This window comes from Streptomyces sp. S07_1.15 (assembly GCF_020739505.1).
GTDB lineage: Bacteria > Actinomycetota > Actinomycetes > Streptomycetales > Streptomycetaceae > Streptomyces > Streptomyces xinghaiensis.
This window is the reverse complement of record NZ_JAJBZK010000001.1, coordinates 43,066-56,088: the sequence shown is the minus strand read 5'-3', so window position 1 is coordinate 56,088 and position 13,023 is coordinate 43,066. Positions and strand designations below refer to the sequence as shown.

The window sequence follows — 13,023 nt, the reverse complement described above, 5'->3', positions numbered from 1 at the left end:
TGCACCGCCCCTCACGCCCCCCACGTCGCCGGGGACGCCGGAGACGACGGTAAGGGGGGCGGTGAACATCACACTTGACGGTCAGGTTAGGTTTACCTTAACCATGGGGGTGCTCGCCCGTACCCCCGCGGCGATCAACCAGCTGCCCGCCTCCCGCCCGCGCACCGCGCGCCCGGGGGCACCACGCAAGGAAGGCTCCACCATGCGCCGCCTCCCCGCCCGCCGTCGTCTCGCCGCGCTCGCAGCGGCGGCCCTCCTCCTGCCCGCGGCCGCGGCCTGCGGCGGTGACGACCAGGGAGACCCGGGGGACGACTCCGCGCTCGTCATCTACTCCGGCCGCAACGAGAAGCTGGTGAAGCCGATCCTCGACCAGGTCGAGAAAGCCGTCGGCACCAAGGTCGAGGTCCGCTACGGCGACAGCGCAGAACTGGCGGCGCAGATCCTGGAGGAGGGGGACCGGAGCGAGGCCGCGCTGTTCTTCTCCCAGGACGCCGGCGCCCTCGGCGCCCTGTCCAAGGAAGGCCGGCTGGAGAAGCTGCCGGAGAAGACCCTCGGCAAGGTCGACCCCTCCTACCGCTCCGGCAAGGGCGACTGGACCGGCGTCTCCGGACGCGCCCGCGTCATCGCCTACAACCCGGAGAAGACCGCGAAGGCCCCGGACAGCGTGCACGACGTCACCGGGGCGAAGTGGAAGGGCGAGGTCGGCTACGCGCCGACCAACGCCTCCTTCCAGGCCTTCGTCACCGGCATGCGGGTCCTGGAGGGCGACGACGCCACCCGCGACTGGCTGAAGGACCTCAAGGCCAACGGCGCCAAGGAGTACGCCAACAACCTCGCCGTGCTGGACGCGGTCGACTCCGGAGAGATCTCCCTCGGCCTGATCAACCACTACTACTGGTACGAGCGGGTCGCCGAGAAGGGCGACGACGCCGTGACCGCGAAGCTCCGCTTCCTGCCCGGCGGTGACCCGGGCGCCCTGGTCAACGTGGCCGGGGCCGGCGTCCTGAAGGGCAGCGGACAGACCGAGCAGGCGCGCAAGGCCGTCGACTTCCTGCTCTCGGAGAAGGCACAGACCTACTTCGCCGAGGAGACGAAGGAGTACCCGCTGGCCGCCGGGGTCGACCCGGAGACCGAGGACCTGCCGCCGCTGGACTCCCTCGACAGCCCCGAGATCGACCTCGGTGAACTGGACTCCCTCCAGGAGACGCTGGCCATGCTGCAAGACGTCGGCATGGTCTGATCCATGCGCTCCTCCCCGCCCGCGGCCGCCCCGGCGGCTGCCCGCCCCCGCCCGGCCGGCGCCCCCGCGCCGGCCGGGTACCGGCGTGCCGGAAACCGGCCGCCCTGGCCCTTGATGGCCCTGGCGGGCGTCGCCTCGGTCTTCGCGCTGCTGCCGCTCGGCTATCTCGCCGTCCGCGCCCTGGAACGCGGCCCCGGCTACGCCTGGGAACTCGTCGCGACGGAGCGCACCGCCTCGCTGCTCGGCCGGAGCCTGGGGCTCACCGCCGTGGTCGTCGCCGCCTGCCTGCTGCTCGGCGTCTCCCTGGCCTGGCTCACCGTGCGGACCGACCTGCCCGGTGCCCGGTTCTGGTCGGTCCTGGTGACCCTGCCACTGGCGGTGCCCAGCTACGTGGCCGCGTTCACCTGGCTGTCCGCCGCCCCCGGCCTGGCCGGATTCACCGGGGCCGCCCTGGCGCTGACCCTGGTCAGCTTCCCCTACGTCTATCTGCCGGTGACCGCCGCCCTGCGCGCCACCGACCCCGCGCAGGAGGAGGCCTCCCGCTCCCTCGGGCTCGGGCCGGTCCGCACCTTCCTGCGGGTCACCCTCCCGCAGCTCCGCCCCGCCGCCGCGGGCGGCGGGCTGCTGGTCGCGCTCTACGTGCTCTCCGACTTCGGCGCCGTCTCCCTGATGCGGTACGACACCTTCACACGCGCCATCCACACCTCCTACCGCGCCAGCTTCGACCGCACCCCGGCGGCCGCCCTGAGCGTCGTCCTCGTGGTGATGACCGTGCTCCTCGTCGCGGCCGAGGCCCGCACCCGGGGCCGCGCCGGGCACGCCCGCACCGGCACCGGCACCGCGCGTCCCGCCGCGCCCGCGGCCCTGGGCCGCTGGCGGGCCCCCGCCCTGGCCTGGTGCGGCGCGGTGACCGCCCTGGCCGTCGTCCTCCCGCTGGGCACCCTCGGCTACTGGCTGGCCGCCGGCTCCTCCGCGACCTGGGACCCCGCCCGGCTCGCCCAGACCGCCTGGGCCACGCTCGGCGTCGCCGCCGCCGGGGCCGCGCTCACCACCGTGCTGGCCCTGCCGGTCGGCGTGATCGCCGCCCGCCACCGGGGCCGCGCCGCCCGGCTCCTGGAGCAGACGGCCTACGCCGGGCACGCGCTGCCCGGTATCACCGTGGCGCTGGCCCTCGTCTTCCTCGCCGTGCGCTACGCCCATCCGCTCTACCAGGAACTCCCGTTGCTGGTCGCCGCGTACGCGGTGCTCTTCCTCCCCGTCGCGGTGGCCGCCACGCGCGCCGCCGTGCTCCAGGCCCCGCCCGTGCTGGAGGACGTGGCCCGCTCCCTCGGCCGCTCACCGCTGCGGGCGCTGCGGGAGGTCACCGTCCCGCTCGCCGCACCCGGGGTGGCCGCCGGGGCGGCGCTGACCTTCGTGGTGTGCATGAAGGAACTCCCCGCGACCCTGCTGCTCCGCCCCACCGGCATGGACACCCTGGCCACCCGCCTGTGGACCGAGACCGGTGCCGGCGCGTTCGCCGCCGCCGCCCCGTACGCCGCCGCGCTGATCCTCCTCGCGGCCGTCCCCTCGTATCTGCTCGGGAGGCACCGCACATGACCGAACTGCGCATCTCCGCCCTGTCGAAGTCCTACGGCGGCGGCACCCCCGTGCTCGACGGCCTCGGTCTCACCGTGCCCGCCGGGGCCCTGGCCGCCGTGCTCGGCCCCTCCGGCTGCGGCAAGACGACGCTGCTGCGGATCATCGCCGGCTTCCTCCGCGCGGACGCGGGCACCGTCGAGGTGGCCGGCCGCACCGTCGAGGGCCCCGGTACGCATGTGGCGCCCGAGCGGCGCCGGATCGGCATCGTCCCGCAGGAGGGCGCGCTCTTCCCGCACCTCAGCGTGGCCCGCAACGTGGCCTTCGGCCTGCCCGGCAAGGACCGCGGGGAGCGCCGCCGCCGCACCGAGGAGATGCTCGGCCTGGTCGGCCTCGCCGGCTACGGGGACCGGATGCCGCACGAGCTCTCCGGAGGCCAGCAGCAGCGGGTGGCGCTGGCCCGGGCCCTCGCCCCGCGGCCGGAACTGGTGCTGCTGGACGAGCCGTTCAACGCCCTCGACAGCGCCCTGCGCACGGAGGTCCGGGCCGATGTCCGGGCCGCGCTGCGCGCCACCGGCGCCACCGCGGTCCTCGTCACCCACGACCAGCAGGAAGCCCTGTCCACCGCGGACCTGGTGGCCGTCGTACGGAACGGGACGGTCGCCCAGTGCGGCACTCCGCAGGAGGTCTACCGCCACCCCGCCGACCTGTGGGTCGCGGGCTTCGTGGGGGAGGCCGTGACACTCCCCGGCACGGCCCGCGACGGCGCGGCCGTCACCGCCCTGGGACGGATACCCGTCACCGCGCCCTCCGGGAACGGCGGCGCGGTCAACGGCTCGCGGGAGGGGACCGTACTGCTGCGGCCGGAACAGCTGCGGCTCACCGAGGCGGCGGCCGCGGAGACCCTCGGCACGGTGCTCGACGTGAGCTACTTCGGGCACGACGCGATGGTCACGGTCGTGGTGGAAGGACTCGACAGCCCCGTCGACGTCCGGGTCGCCGGACCGGTGACCGTCCGGCCCGGCGAGCGGACGGGGATCGGCGTGACCGGCGAGGCGGCGCTCCACGGCTGAGGGCCCGGGGCCGCGGGCACGGCTGTGAACCGTGCCGGGTGGCAGGGCGGGGTTGCGGTAAACCCCGCGGACCCGGGGCAGGAGGCAGGAACGATCTTCGTTCGGACCTCTGGGGGGAGCCTGCCCATGGCCGCACCGACCCGGCACACCGCACCCGGCCACCACGAGCCCGGGCCCGAGCCCGGACCGGAGCCCGGACGCCCGCTCGGGGTGCGCCAGTGGGCCTCCTCCCTCGGGCTGCTGATCGTCCTCGTCTGCGGGATCGGGCTGACCCTGAGACAGGCGAGCCAGGCATCGCCCGGGCACCTGGCGACTGCGGCGCTCGGGACGCTGGCGGCCGTCATGGCCGCGGTCGCCGTGGTGCGCGGCCGCCGGCAGGCGCGGACCGCCGCCCGGCACCCCGGTGCCGTCCCGCTGGAGGAGGAGATCGCCGCCGCCGAACGCGAGGCGATGCCGGAACTCCTGCCCGACCTGCACCCGGAGCCGGGCCCGGACACCGTCCCGGAAGCCGTCCCGGACGCCGTCCCGGACCCCGCCCCGGAGCGGTGCGCGGAGCCGGGCGCCGCGGGGACCTGCCCGGAGGAGGCGGTCCGCGGGGCCTACGACGCCATGGACGCCGACGCGTTCGAGCAGGCGGTGGCGGCGCTGTGCGAGCGCGACGGCTGCCGGGACGTCGGCGTGGTGGGCGGCGCCAACGACCTGGGCGCGGACGTGGTGGCCACCGGCCCGGACGGCCGGCGGATCGTCATCCAGTGCAAGCGCTACGGCGCGGCCAACAAGGTCGGATCCCAGGAACTGCAGCGCTTCGGCGGCACCTGCTTCACCGTCCACGAGGCCGATGTCGCCGCGCTCGTCACCACCAGCTCGTTCACCGAACCCGCGGTCGACTACGCCGCGCACACGGGCATCCGCTGCTTCGGCGGAGCCGCCCTGGCCGCGTGGGCGGACCGCACCGGCCCGGCCCCGTGGGAGTGACGGGCGCCGTCCGGATCAGGGCCGGAGGTGGCCGGCGGTCGCGCCGGGCCACTCGCAGACCAGGACGGTGGCGTCGTCGCGCATCGTGCCGCCGTGGTAGTCGAGGACGGCGTGGACCAGGCGGCGCAGGGTCTCCGGGACGGGCAGCTTGTCGGCCTCGTGGCGGATGATGAAGTCCGTGAAGCGCTGCACACCGAACTCCTCACCGCCCGCGCCGCGCGCCTCGGTGATGCCGTCGGTGAAGAGCAGCAGCCGGTCGCCCGGCTCCAGCTGGTCGCGGCAGACGGTGACGGGCAGGCCCAGCCCGGTGCCGAGCGGATGTGTGGGCCGGCTGCGCAGGGCGGTGGCCGTGCGCCCGCCGCGGATGACCACCGGCGGCAGATGGCCGCAGTTGATCCAGCTCAGCATCCCGGTGCCGAGGTCGAGGTCGGCGAGGACGCCGGTGGCGTAGCGGCTGCGGCCGAACTGCTCGATCAGGGTCTGCTCGATGATCTCGCGGACCCGGGGCAGGTCCGCGCCCTGCCGGCGCGCGCTGCGGCAGGCGGCCACGGCCAGATTGGCGGTCAGCCCCGCGGCGGTGTCGTGGCCCATGGCGTCGAAGAGGGCGAGGTGGGCGGTGCCGTCGGCCTCGGCGTAGTCGAAGGCGTCCCCGGCGACCTCGTAGGCCGGTTCCATCGCCGCACTGATCATCATGCGGTGGTTGGCGAAGGTCTTCGGCGGCATCAGGGTCCACTGCATCTCCGCGGAGACGGTCATCGGCCGGGTGCGGCACAGCCGGGCGAGCGAGTCGCTGACGGCGCGCTTGCTGACCAGCAGCAGCCCCAGGAGGGAGGCCAGACCGGACAGCACCTCCTCGGTCTCCGGGCCCGGTTCGGCGGGTTCGCAGCTCAGCACGCCGATCCGCTCGGTGCCGTCCAGGACCGGCACCCAGTACTGCCGCCGTCCGCCGATGACGGCGGGCAGGATCCGGGCGCTCTGGAAGGCGCGGCCCGGCAGGGTGGCGTTGATCCGCAGCTGCCGGCCGCCCTCACCGGCGTCGGGGCCGCGGCCGGTCACCTCCCGCAGGACGTTCTCCTGCAGATCGGCCACATAGATCCGCAGACGGTGCAGACCCGCGCGGTCCGCGTGCCCGGCCACCAGGGACGGCAGTTGCTCGAGGCTGGCCGTGTGACTGGCGCCGAGCAGCGAGGTCAGCATCCGGGCGGTGTCGCACAGGGGCATCATGGTGGCCGGAACCCATCTGGGCGGGAGCCCTCGTGCCCGTCTCCCTCGCCGCACACCGCGGCGGACCACGGGACGGTGTCCGGGTTCTCCGGAACGAGAGATCGATAGCGGGCGGCCCTCAGGGTACGCGGCGCGGAACGGGCGGCGGTACGCGCGGTCGCCGATTCCCCTGAACCGCACGGCACTTGACGAGGGGCGACGCCGGCCGGCGCCGGCGCCCGGGCTGTCCGCCGTACGCGGCTCCGGACACCACGGCCCGGTCCGGCGCGCGGCGCCGGGCGGCCCTCAGCCGCTCCCGTCCTCGTCCGGGTGCAGGGCGTCGAGGATGAGGGCGAGGCCGAAGGTGAACTCGTCGGCGTAGTCGTAGCCGGGCTTGAGGGCGTGCTCGGTGGCGAGTTCGGTGAGGTGCGGATAGGCGTCGGCGGGCATCTCGCGCAGGATGGCGCCGGCCACCTCGTCCAGCTCGGCCGGGCCGCTGAACGGCAGGCTCAGCTCCTGGATCACGAAGCCGTACAGATAGCTGTCGATCAGCGAGAAGGCGTGCGCGGCCATCGGGACGGAGAACCCTCCGGCGCGCAACGTGCCGAGCACGGTGTCGTGGTGGCGCAGGGTCGCCGGGCCGGGCCGGGTGCGGGAGTCCATCAGGGCGACGGCCCACGGATGGCGCCGGAGCGCGGCGCGGGCGGAGACCGCGCGCCGGCGCATGGCGCTCTTCCAGTCCGTGTCGCGCGGCGGCAGCTCGATCTCCCCGAACACCGCGTCCACCATGCCGTCGAGGAGGTCCTCCCGGCCGGCGACGTGGTGGTAGAGCGACATCGCCTCGACGCCCAGCGGCCCGGCGACGGCCCGCATGGTGAGCGCGGCCGAGCCCTTCTCGTCCGCCACCGCCATCGCCGTGCGGATCACCCGCTCGCGGCTGAGCGTCCCGCGCCGGCCCCTGCCTCCCTCGCGCATCCGCTCTCCTCCCGCTCTCGCTGCCTTGACTGCCTTACGCCATAAGGCTAACCTGCCTTACATCGTAAGGTTGACATTCCGGCGAAAGGGCCGCGCCATGGGCACGGAACGTGTGAAGAAGGTCTGCATCGTCGGGGCTTCGGGGAAGCTCGGGCAGTACATGGTCCGGCACGCGCTGGAGCGCGGTTACGAGGTGGTCGGCGTCTGCCGGGAGCGCAGCGTGCCGAAACTGGCCGCCTTCGACGGCCGGATGACCGTCGTCCCCGGACCCACGAACGACCCGGAGGTGATCCGGCGCGCGGTCGCCGGGTGCGACGGGGTGCTGACGGTGCTGGTGCCCTGGGGGGTGCGGCAGTACGCGTCGGGCACGGCGCAGGCGGTGCTCGACCACGCGCGGCCGGGTGCGCGCCTGGTCTTCTCCTGCGGCTGGCACATCACGCGCGACGGCAAGGACCGCTACTCGTGGAGCTTCCGGGCGGCCGTCCGGATCGCCGCCCGGGTGGCGAAGCTGCTGCGGTACGTCGAGATCGACGACCAGGTGGAGGCGTGCCGCCGGGTGTTCGCCAGTGACACCCGGTGGACCGTGGTGCGCGGCAGCTCCCTGGAGGAGGGCGAGAGTCAGGGCCTCCCGGTGTGGAGCCGGCACGTGGGGGACCCCGTGCTGGCCGGCAATCTGACGCGCCGTGTGGACTTCGCGCTGTTCATGGTGGAGGCGCTCACCGACGACACGCTCGTCCGGGAGGCCCCGGCGATCGTCGGCCGCCTCACCCCCGGCGCACTCGCCCACGCCGGCGAGGCGGGCGGCCGCTCCTGAGGGCGGTGCGCGGGGCCGGCCGGACCCTTCTCCGCCGGTCCGGAAAATCTCCTGTGGCCGTTGTAGACATTCGGGGGCACCGGAGTTAATGTTTCTTGTGTAACCGAAGGCGGAGTCAAGCCAACGGGGCGCGGCAGCGACGACCGCGTGAGCAGGACGGCACGGTGGTGCGGTGGTTGGGGCCGGCAGTGGGAAAGGGGCCCCGGCGCCGGCGGCCGGGCCGGGCGGCTCCAGGAGCCGCCGGAGCAGTACCACCACGTTGATCACCGGAAGAGAGGAGCACATCACCATCGGGATCGCCCGGGCGGCGCCCCCCTCGTCACCCCGGGCAGAGCAAGGCCAGGAAAGGCAAGGTGGTCCTCGGTCACGCATTCAAAGATCCCCGTATCCCGGCCTCCGGCCGGCGTACGGAACGAGTGAGACCGGCGCAGTGAGCCGGTAGATGGTGTTGTATCCCTCGGGGCTCCGGTGCCAGCACGGCACCGGAGCCCCTCGACGCGCGTTCACAGGACACGACTCGGAGACAGAGGTGCAGGTGGCAGCGGAAGACCCTTCGAACACCACAACCGATCCCCTGGAAGACGACGACTACCCGGCCTACACCATGGGCCGCGCTGCGGAAATCATCGGCACCACGCCCGCCTTCCTCCGGGCCGTGGGGGACGCGCGGCTGATCACCCCGCTCCGCTCCGCGGGCGGCCACCGCCGCTACTCCCGCTATCAGCTGCGGATCGCCGCCCGGGCCCGCGAACTCGTCGACCAGGGAACCCCGGTCGAGGCGGCCTGCCGGATCATCATCCTGGAGGACCAGCTCGAAGAGGCCCGGCGCATCAACGAGCGGCTGCGCGGCGCGGAGTCCCCGTCCGGCCGCTGACCTCGGGGAACGGCCCCGCGCACGGGCGGCGGAGCCGGGCGCCCCGGGGCTGCGGACCGCGCGCCGCGTCCGTGCCCGGGCCCGCACCCCGGGCGGTGGCCGCGGGTTCACCGGCCGGTGCTCCGCAGGGCCGCGCGGGCACGGCCGACCAGGGCCCGGCCCGCCGGACCCGCCGGGCCGCCGGCGCGCCACGCGAAGACCAGCCGCCCGCGCAGATCCGGCCGTGTGAGGGCGATTCCCCGCAGCCGCTCCGGCCGCGCCGCGGCGACCACGGCGGGCAGGATCGCCACCCCCAGCCCGCGGGCCGCGAGTTCGGCGAGAACCCCCGGATCGCCGGCCTCGAACGCGATCCGGGGAGTGAAGCCGGCCGCCGCGCAGGCCTCGTCCAGCCGGGCACGCAGGCCCGTGCCGCCGGGGAGGCTGATCAGCGCGTGGCCGCGGAGCGCGGCGAGCGGGAGGCGCGTGCGGACGGCGAGTTCGTGGCCGGGGGCGACCGCGGCGACGATCGGCTGGTCGTCCACCACCACGGACGCGAGACCCTCCGGAACCGTCTCTCCCACACTGATCACCGCCGCGTCGAGACGCCCCGTGCGCACGCCGTCGACCAACCGGTCCGTCGTCTCCTCGGTCAGGGTGATCTCCACGGCCGGATGGTCCCGGTGGAAGTCCGCGAGGAGACCGGGCAGATCCACCTTGTGCGAGGTGACGCTGCCGATCGCCACCGTGCCCCGCAGCAGACCGGTCAGCTCCTCGACGGCGGACCGGGCGCCGTCCGCCGCCGCGAGGGCGGTCCGGGCGTGGGGGAGGACGGCGGCACCGGCCGCGGTGAGCCGCACCGTGCGTCCGGAGCGGTCGAACAGCTCCTGCCCGAGCTCCCGTTCCAGGCGGCGGATCTGCGCGCTCACCCCGGGCTGCGCCACATGGAGCCGCTCGGCGGCCCGGGTGAAGTTCCGCTCCTCGGCCACGGCCACGAAGTAGGCGAGCTGGCGCAGTTCCATAAGTGATGATTCTAGTGACCAGACCAACCAGCTCTTGGACTTCTGGTCCGGGCTCCCGCAGGGTGGTGGCGAGCGAGAGATCAGGAGGTACCCATGACAGGGACAGGGACCGGGACAGGGACCGGAAGCGGCACCGGCGCGCGGGAACGCGCCACCACCCCCGAGGAGGTCACCCGGCTGTTCGTCGAGCGCGCCAACGCCCGTGACGCCGAGGGGCTGGCCGAGCTCTACGCCCCGGACGCGGTGCTCGCCTTTCCGCCCGGGGCCGTCACGGCCGGCCGGGAGGCGATCCGCGCCGTGTGCGAGCGGATGCTGGAGCACGCACCGCTGCCGTTTCCCCGGGAAGAGCCGCTGCCCACGGTCCGCCACGGCGACCTCGCCCTCACCTCGACGCGCTCCGCGGACGGCACGGGCGGCAGGGTGCAGGTCGTACGCCGCGAGCCGGACGGCAGCTGGCTGCGGATCATCGACCGGCCGGAGATGCCGGGCATCCCGTCCTGACCGGGTGTCCGGCACACGTGCGCGCGGTGGGGCGGCGGGCGCGGGCCGGCGGCACGCCCCGGCGGCTCCGCCCCGGCGGGACCGTGCGCGTGCCCGTCCCGGCGGGGCCGGGGGCCCGGCGCCCCGTGGTCAGGACAGCTGGGTTCCGCCGAGGTCCGGGATGGTGAGCGAGCCGTCCTCGGCGAGGGGGAAGCCCGGGTTGTGGGCGATCTCCCAGACATGGCCGTCGGGGTCGGTGAACGCGCCCGCGTAGCCGCCGTAGAAGGTGGTGGCCCCCGGCCGGGTGACGGTGGCGCCCGCTTCCCGGGCCGCCGCGAGGAGTTCGTCGACCTCCCCGGGGGAACGCAGGTTGTGGGCGAGGGCGATCCCGCCGAACCCGTCGGCCCGGGTGTCCTCGACACCGGAGTCCCGCGCGAGCGCGTCGCGGCTCCAGAGGACCAGGCCGAGGCCGCCCGCCTGGAAGAAGACCGTGCCCTCGGTCTCCTGGCCCCGCCAGCCGAGACGCTCGTAGAACGCCCGGGAGCGGGCCACGTCCGCGACACCCAGAGTGATCAGACTGATGCGCTGTTCCATGCGGGCAACGTACCTCTCCGCTCCGTTTCGTCCGTGGCGGCCGGCGGGCGCGTCCGGTGCGGCGTCCGGTGTATAAAGTCTGCGGCTGGGGGTGGTGTCCGGTGTCCGAGTTGTTCGAGGCGGTCGACGCGCTGGTCGAACGGCGGGCCACGCTCCCGCCGCCCGCCGAGCGGGAGCGGCTGCGGAAGGCGCACGGCCTGACCCGGGAGCAGGTCGCCGAAGCCCTGGGCGTGCGCCGCACGACGGTCGTCAACTGGGAGGCGGGGCGCACCGAGCCCCGGCCGCCGCAGCGCCAGGCGTACATCCGGCTGCTGGACCGGCTCGCCGCGCTCCATCCGGCACCCCCGGAGTCCCCGCGGCCCGCCGGGCCCCCGCAGCCCGCGGAAGCCACGGAGCCCGCCGCATCCGACAGGACCTCGGACGCCGCCCCTCCGCACGCGGCCTCCGGCCCCCCGGCCGGAACCCGGCCCCGCGCCTCCGGCGGGCCCGCCGCCACCCGGGCCGCCGCACCGGGCCGCTCCGCGGACCGGGGACCGGCCGCGCCCCGCGCACGCGCCCAGGCCCCCTCCGCCGGCTCGCCGTTCGCGGACGGCCCGCTCGTGGTGCTGGACGGGGACGGCACCGCGTACGGGGTCGGCGGCCTCGTCCTGGAGTGCCCCGCCAAGACCGTGCCGGAGCTGGTGGAATGGGCTCTCGGCGAGGCCCGGCTCGGCGCGGAGCGGCTGCACCCCGCCGGCCGGGACGCCGATCCGCTGGTCGTGCTGACCGCCGCCGCCGCGGCCCGTCTCGGCCTGCCGCCCGAACTGGAGGACCGGCGCACCTGGCGGCTGCCGGAGGACCACCCCGTCGTCCGCCGGATCACCCGCGCCGGATGGCGGCTCACGCGGCGCGGTTTCGGGCCCTGGCCGCGGATCTACCGGCCCGCGGCCGACGGCCGGCGCCGGTGCGTGCAGCTGGCCGTGCTGTCCTTCGGCGCGCTCGACCCCCGCTCCTGGCCCGGTGCGGAGGACCTGCCCGCGCCCCGGCTCGCCCAGGTCCTGGGCGACTACGCGGCCCGGGTCCTCACCCCGCGCGGTTCGTGCGCCGTCAACGGCCTGGAGCTGATGACGGCCCTGCGGCCGCCGACCCGTCCCGTACGCGAGGAGGGCGGGGACCGCTGGGTGCCCGGCCCCGTCCCCGGCTCGCTCACGGCCGCCGTCGACCCGGCGCCCCCGGAGGCGCCCGGGGAACACCCCGTCGCCGCGGGCCGCCCCGCCGGTGAGGAGCTGGACGAGGAGGCCCACGACTGGATCCGCGATCCCCAGCTGCTCACCGACGCCGAATGCGGCCGGGCGTACGCGGTCGGACTGGACGTCAACATGGCCTTCGCCGCCGCCGCCAACCGGCTGCCGGTGGGCCTCGGTGCCCCGGTCCACGTACGGGAGCCGCGCTTCGACAAGAAGCTGCCCGGCTGCTGGTACGCGGACCTCTCCGGCCTCGGCCTCGACCCGCGCCTGCCGAACCCGTTCACCCCGCACGGCGACCGCCCGGAGGGACCGGCCTGGTACGCCACGCCCACCCTGGCGTACGCGGCGGAACTCGGCCACGACGTACGGCCGTCGGAGGCCTGGGTCCGGCCGGAGCACGGGCCCTATCTGGACCCCTGGTACCAGCGGCTGCGCGACGCCTACCTCGCCACGATGGAACGCCTGGGCGTCACCCCGGGCATGCCGGAGGCCGAGTTCCTCGCCGCGATGGAGCGGCACCGGCGTGCCGACCCCGGCCAGGCCGCGGTGCTGTCCGCCGTGAAGGCCACGGTCAAGGGCGGCATCGGGAAGCTCCGCGAACGCCCCCAGGGCCGCGGCCACCGGCCCGGTCAGCGGTGGCCCGCGCTGGAACGCCCCACCTGGCGCCCGGACATCCGCGCCGCCGTGATCGCCTCGGCCCGGGTCAACATGCACCGCAAGATGCGCAAGCTGGCCGAGGGCGCGGGCCTGTACCCGGTCGCCGTCCTCTCCGACTGCGCCGTCTACCTCTCCGACGGCCCGTCCCCGCTGGACGTCCTGCCGCGCACGCCCGACGGGGCGCCGCTGCCCGGCGGGTTCCGGCTCGGCGTCAACCCGGGGATGGTCAAGCACGAGGGCACCCGGTCCCTGCTGTGGGCCGCGGAACTGCTCGACGCCGGGCACAACCCGGCCCGCCACATCAAGACCGGCGGCGCCGGCGACGCAGAGGAGTGACCC

At 75.3% G+C, this 13,023-nt stretch carries 12 protein-coding genes; 8 read left to right on the top strand and 4 right to left on the bottom strand.

What is annotated here, in order from left to right; translation table 11 throughout:
- The first annotated feature begins 103 nt into the window (after positions 1–103).
- The 4 genes from LIX60_RS00225 (at position 104) to LIX60_RS00210 (ending at position 4,863) form a co-directional block, all read left to right on the top strand.
- On the top strand, positions 104–1,240 hold the full coding sequence (locus LIX60_RS00225) for an iron ABC transporter substrate-binding protein (protein WP_227956628.1): 1,137 nt from the start codon (positions 104–106) through the stop codon (positions 1,238–1,240).
- A 3-nt stretch (positions 1,241–1,243) separates the two neighbouring features.
- Positions 1,244–2,836 carry an ABC transporter permease gene (locus tag LIX60_RS00220; protein ID WP_374117766.1) on the top strand — a complete coding sequence of 531 codons (1,593 nt, stop codon included), beginning with the start codon at positions 1,244–1,246 and terminating at the stop codon, positions 2,834–2,836.
- A complete protein-coding gene (locus tag LIX60_RS00215; RefSeq protein WP_227956626.1) occupies positions 2,833–3,888 on the top strand; it encodes an ABC transporter ATP-binding protein in 1,056 nt (351 codons plus the stop codon). Before LIX60_RS00220 ends, LIX60_RS00215 begins: the two co-directional genes overlap by 4 nt.
- Positions 3,889–4,014: 126 nt before the next feature.
- Positions 4,015–4,863 (top strand): restriction endonuclease, encoded by an 849-nt coding sequence (locus LIX60_RS00210; RefSeq protein ID WP_227956625.1) that lies wholly within the window; start codon positions 4,015–4,017, stop codon positions 4,861–4,863.
- A gap of 15 nt (positions 4,864–4,878) precedes the next feature.
- On the opposite strand, the gene LIX60_RS00205 is transcribed toward LIX60_RS00210, so the two are convergent.
- Entirely contained in the window at positions 4,879–6,087 is a 1,209-nt protein-coding gene (locus LIX60_RS00205; protein WP_227956624.1) for a PP2C family protein-serine/threonine phosphatase, read from the bottom strand.
- 285 nt (positions 6,088–6,372) lie between these two features.
- On the bottom strand, positions 6,373–7,041 hold the full coding sequence (locus LIX60_RS00200) for a TetR/AcrR family transcriptional regulator (RefSeq protein WP_227956623.1): 669 nt from the start codon (positions 7,039–7,041) through the stop codon (positions 6,373–6,375).
- A 97-nt stretch (positions 7,042–7,138) separates the two neighbouring features.
- Here LIX60_RS00200 and LIX60_RS00195 point away from each other — a divergent pair, with 97 nt between their 5' ends.
- Entirely contained in the window at positions 7,139–7,855 is a 717-nt protein-coding gene (locus tag LIX60_RS00195) for an NAD(P)-dependent oxidoreductase (RefSeq protein WP_227956622.1), read from the top strand.
- A gap of 604 nt (positions 7,856–8,459) precedes the next feature.
- Complete coding sequence (locus tag LIX60_RS00190) at positions 8,460–8,729, top strand: MerR family transcriptional regulator (RefSeq protein ID WP_227962556.1); 270 nt, start codon at positions 8,460–8,462, stop codon at positions 8,727–8,729.
- 107 nt (positions 8,730–8,836) lie between these two features.
- Here LIX60_RS00190 and LIX60_RS00185 read toward each other — a convergent pair whose 3' ends face one another.
- Positions 8,837–9,727: a LysR family transcriptional regulator gene (locus LIX60_RS00185; protein WP_227956621.1), complete on the bottom strand. Its 891-nt coding sequence runs from the start codon at positions 9,725–9,727 to the stop codon at positions 8,837–8,839.
- A 93-nt stretch (positions 9,728–9,820) separates the two neighbouring features.
- Between LIX60_RS00185 and LIX60_RS00180 the strand changes: the two genes are divergently transcribed.
- Positions 9,821–10,228, top strand: a complete 408-nt coding sequence (locus LIX60_RS00180) for a nuclear transport factor 2 family protein (RefSeq protein WP_227956620.1) — start codon at positions 9,821–9,823, stop codon at positions 10,226–10,228.
- Between the two features lie 129 nt (positions 10,229–10,357).
- Here LIX60_RS00180 and LIX60_RS00175 read toward each other — a convergent pair whose 3' ends face one another.
- Positions 10,358–10,801: a VOC family protein gene (locus tag LIX60_RS00175; protein WP_227956619.1), complete on the bottom strand. Its 444-nt coding sequence runs from the start codon at positions 10,799–10,801 to the stop codon at positions 10,358–10,360.
- A gap of 101 nt (positions 10,802–10,902) precedes the next feature.
- Here LIX60_RS00175 and LIX60_RS00170 point away from each other — a divergent pair, with 101 nt between their 5' ends.
- Positions 10,903–13,020, top strand: a complete 2,118-nt coding sequence (locus tag LIX60_RS00170) for a helix-turn-helix transcriptional regulator (protein ID WP_227956618.1) — start codon at positions 10,903–10,905, stop codon at positions 13,018–13,020.
- The last annotated feature ends 3 nt before the right edge of the window (positions 13,021–13,023 follow it).

What these genes read in the sequence shown, in the direction of transcription:
- LIX60_RS00205 (WP_227956624.1), bottom strand. Translation starts at nt 6,087, where the DNA reads ATGATGCCCCTGTGCGACACCGCCCGGATGCTGACCTCGCTGCTCGGC.
- LIX60_RS00190 (WP_227962556.1), top strand. Translation starts at nt 8,460, where the DNA reads ATGGGCCGCGCTGCGGAAATCATCGGCACCACGCCCGCCTTCCTCCGG.
- LIX60_RS00210 (WP_227956625.1), top strand. Translation starts at nt 4,015, where the DNA reads ATGGCCGCACCGACCCGGCACACCGCACCCGGCCACCACGAGCCCGGG.
- LIX60_RS00185 (WP_227956621.1), bottom strand. Translation starts at nt 9,727, where the DNA reads ATGGAACTGCGCCAGCTCGCCTACTTCGTGGCCGTGGCCGAGGAGCGG.
- LIX60_RS00215 (WP_227956626.1), top strand. Translation starts at nt 2,833, where the DNA reads ATGACCGAACTGCGCATCTCCGCCCTGTCGAAGTCCTACGGCGGCGGC.
- LIX60_RS00200 (WP_227956623.1), bottom strand. Translation starts at nt 7,041, where the DNA reads ATGCGCGAGGGAGGCAGGGGCCGGCGCGGGACGCTCAGCCGCGAGCGG.
- LIX60_RS00220 (WP_374117766.1), top strand. Translation starts at nt 1,244, where the DNA reads ATGCGCTCCTCCCCGCCCGCGGCCGCCCCGGCGGCTGCCCGCCCCCGC.
- LIX60_RS00225 (WP_227956628.1), top strand. Translation starts at nt 104, where the DNA reads ATGGGGGTGCTCGCCCGTACCCCCGCGGCGATCAACCAGCTGCCCGCC.
- LIX60_RS00195 (WP_227956622.1), top strand. Translation starts at nt 7,139, where the DNA reads ATGGGCACGGAACGTGTGAAGAAGGTCTGCATCGTCGGGGCTTCGGGG.
- LIX60_RS00180 (WP_227956620.1), top strand. Translation starts at nt 9,821, where the DNA reads ATGACAGGGACAGGGACCGGGACAGGGACCGGAAGCGGCACCGGCGCG.
- LIX60_RS00175 (WP_227956619.1), bottom strand. Translation starts at nt 10,801, where the DNA reads ATGGAACAGCGCATCAGTCTGATCACTCTGGGTGTCGCGGACGTGGCC.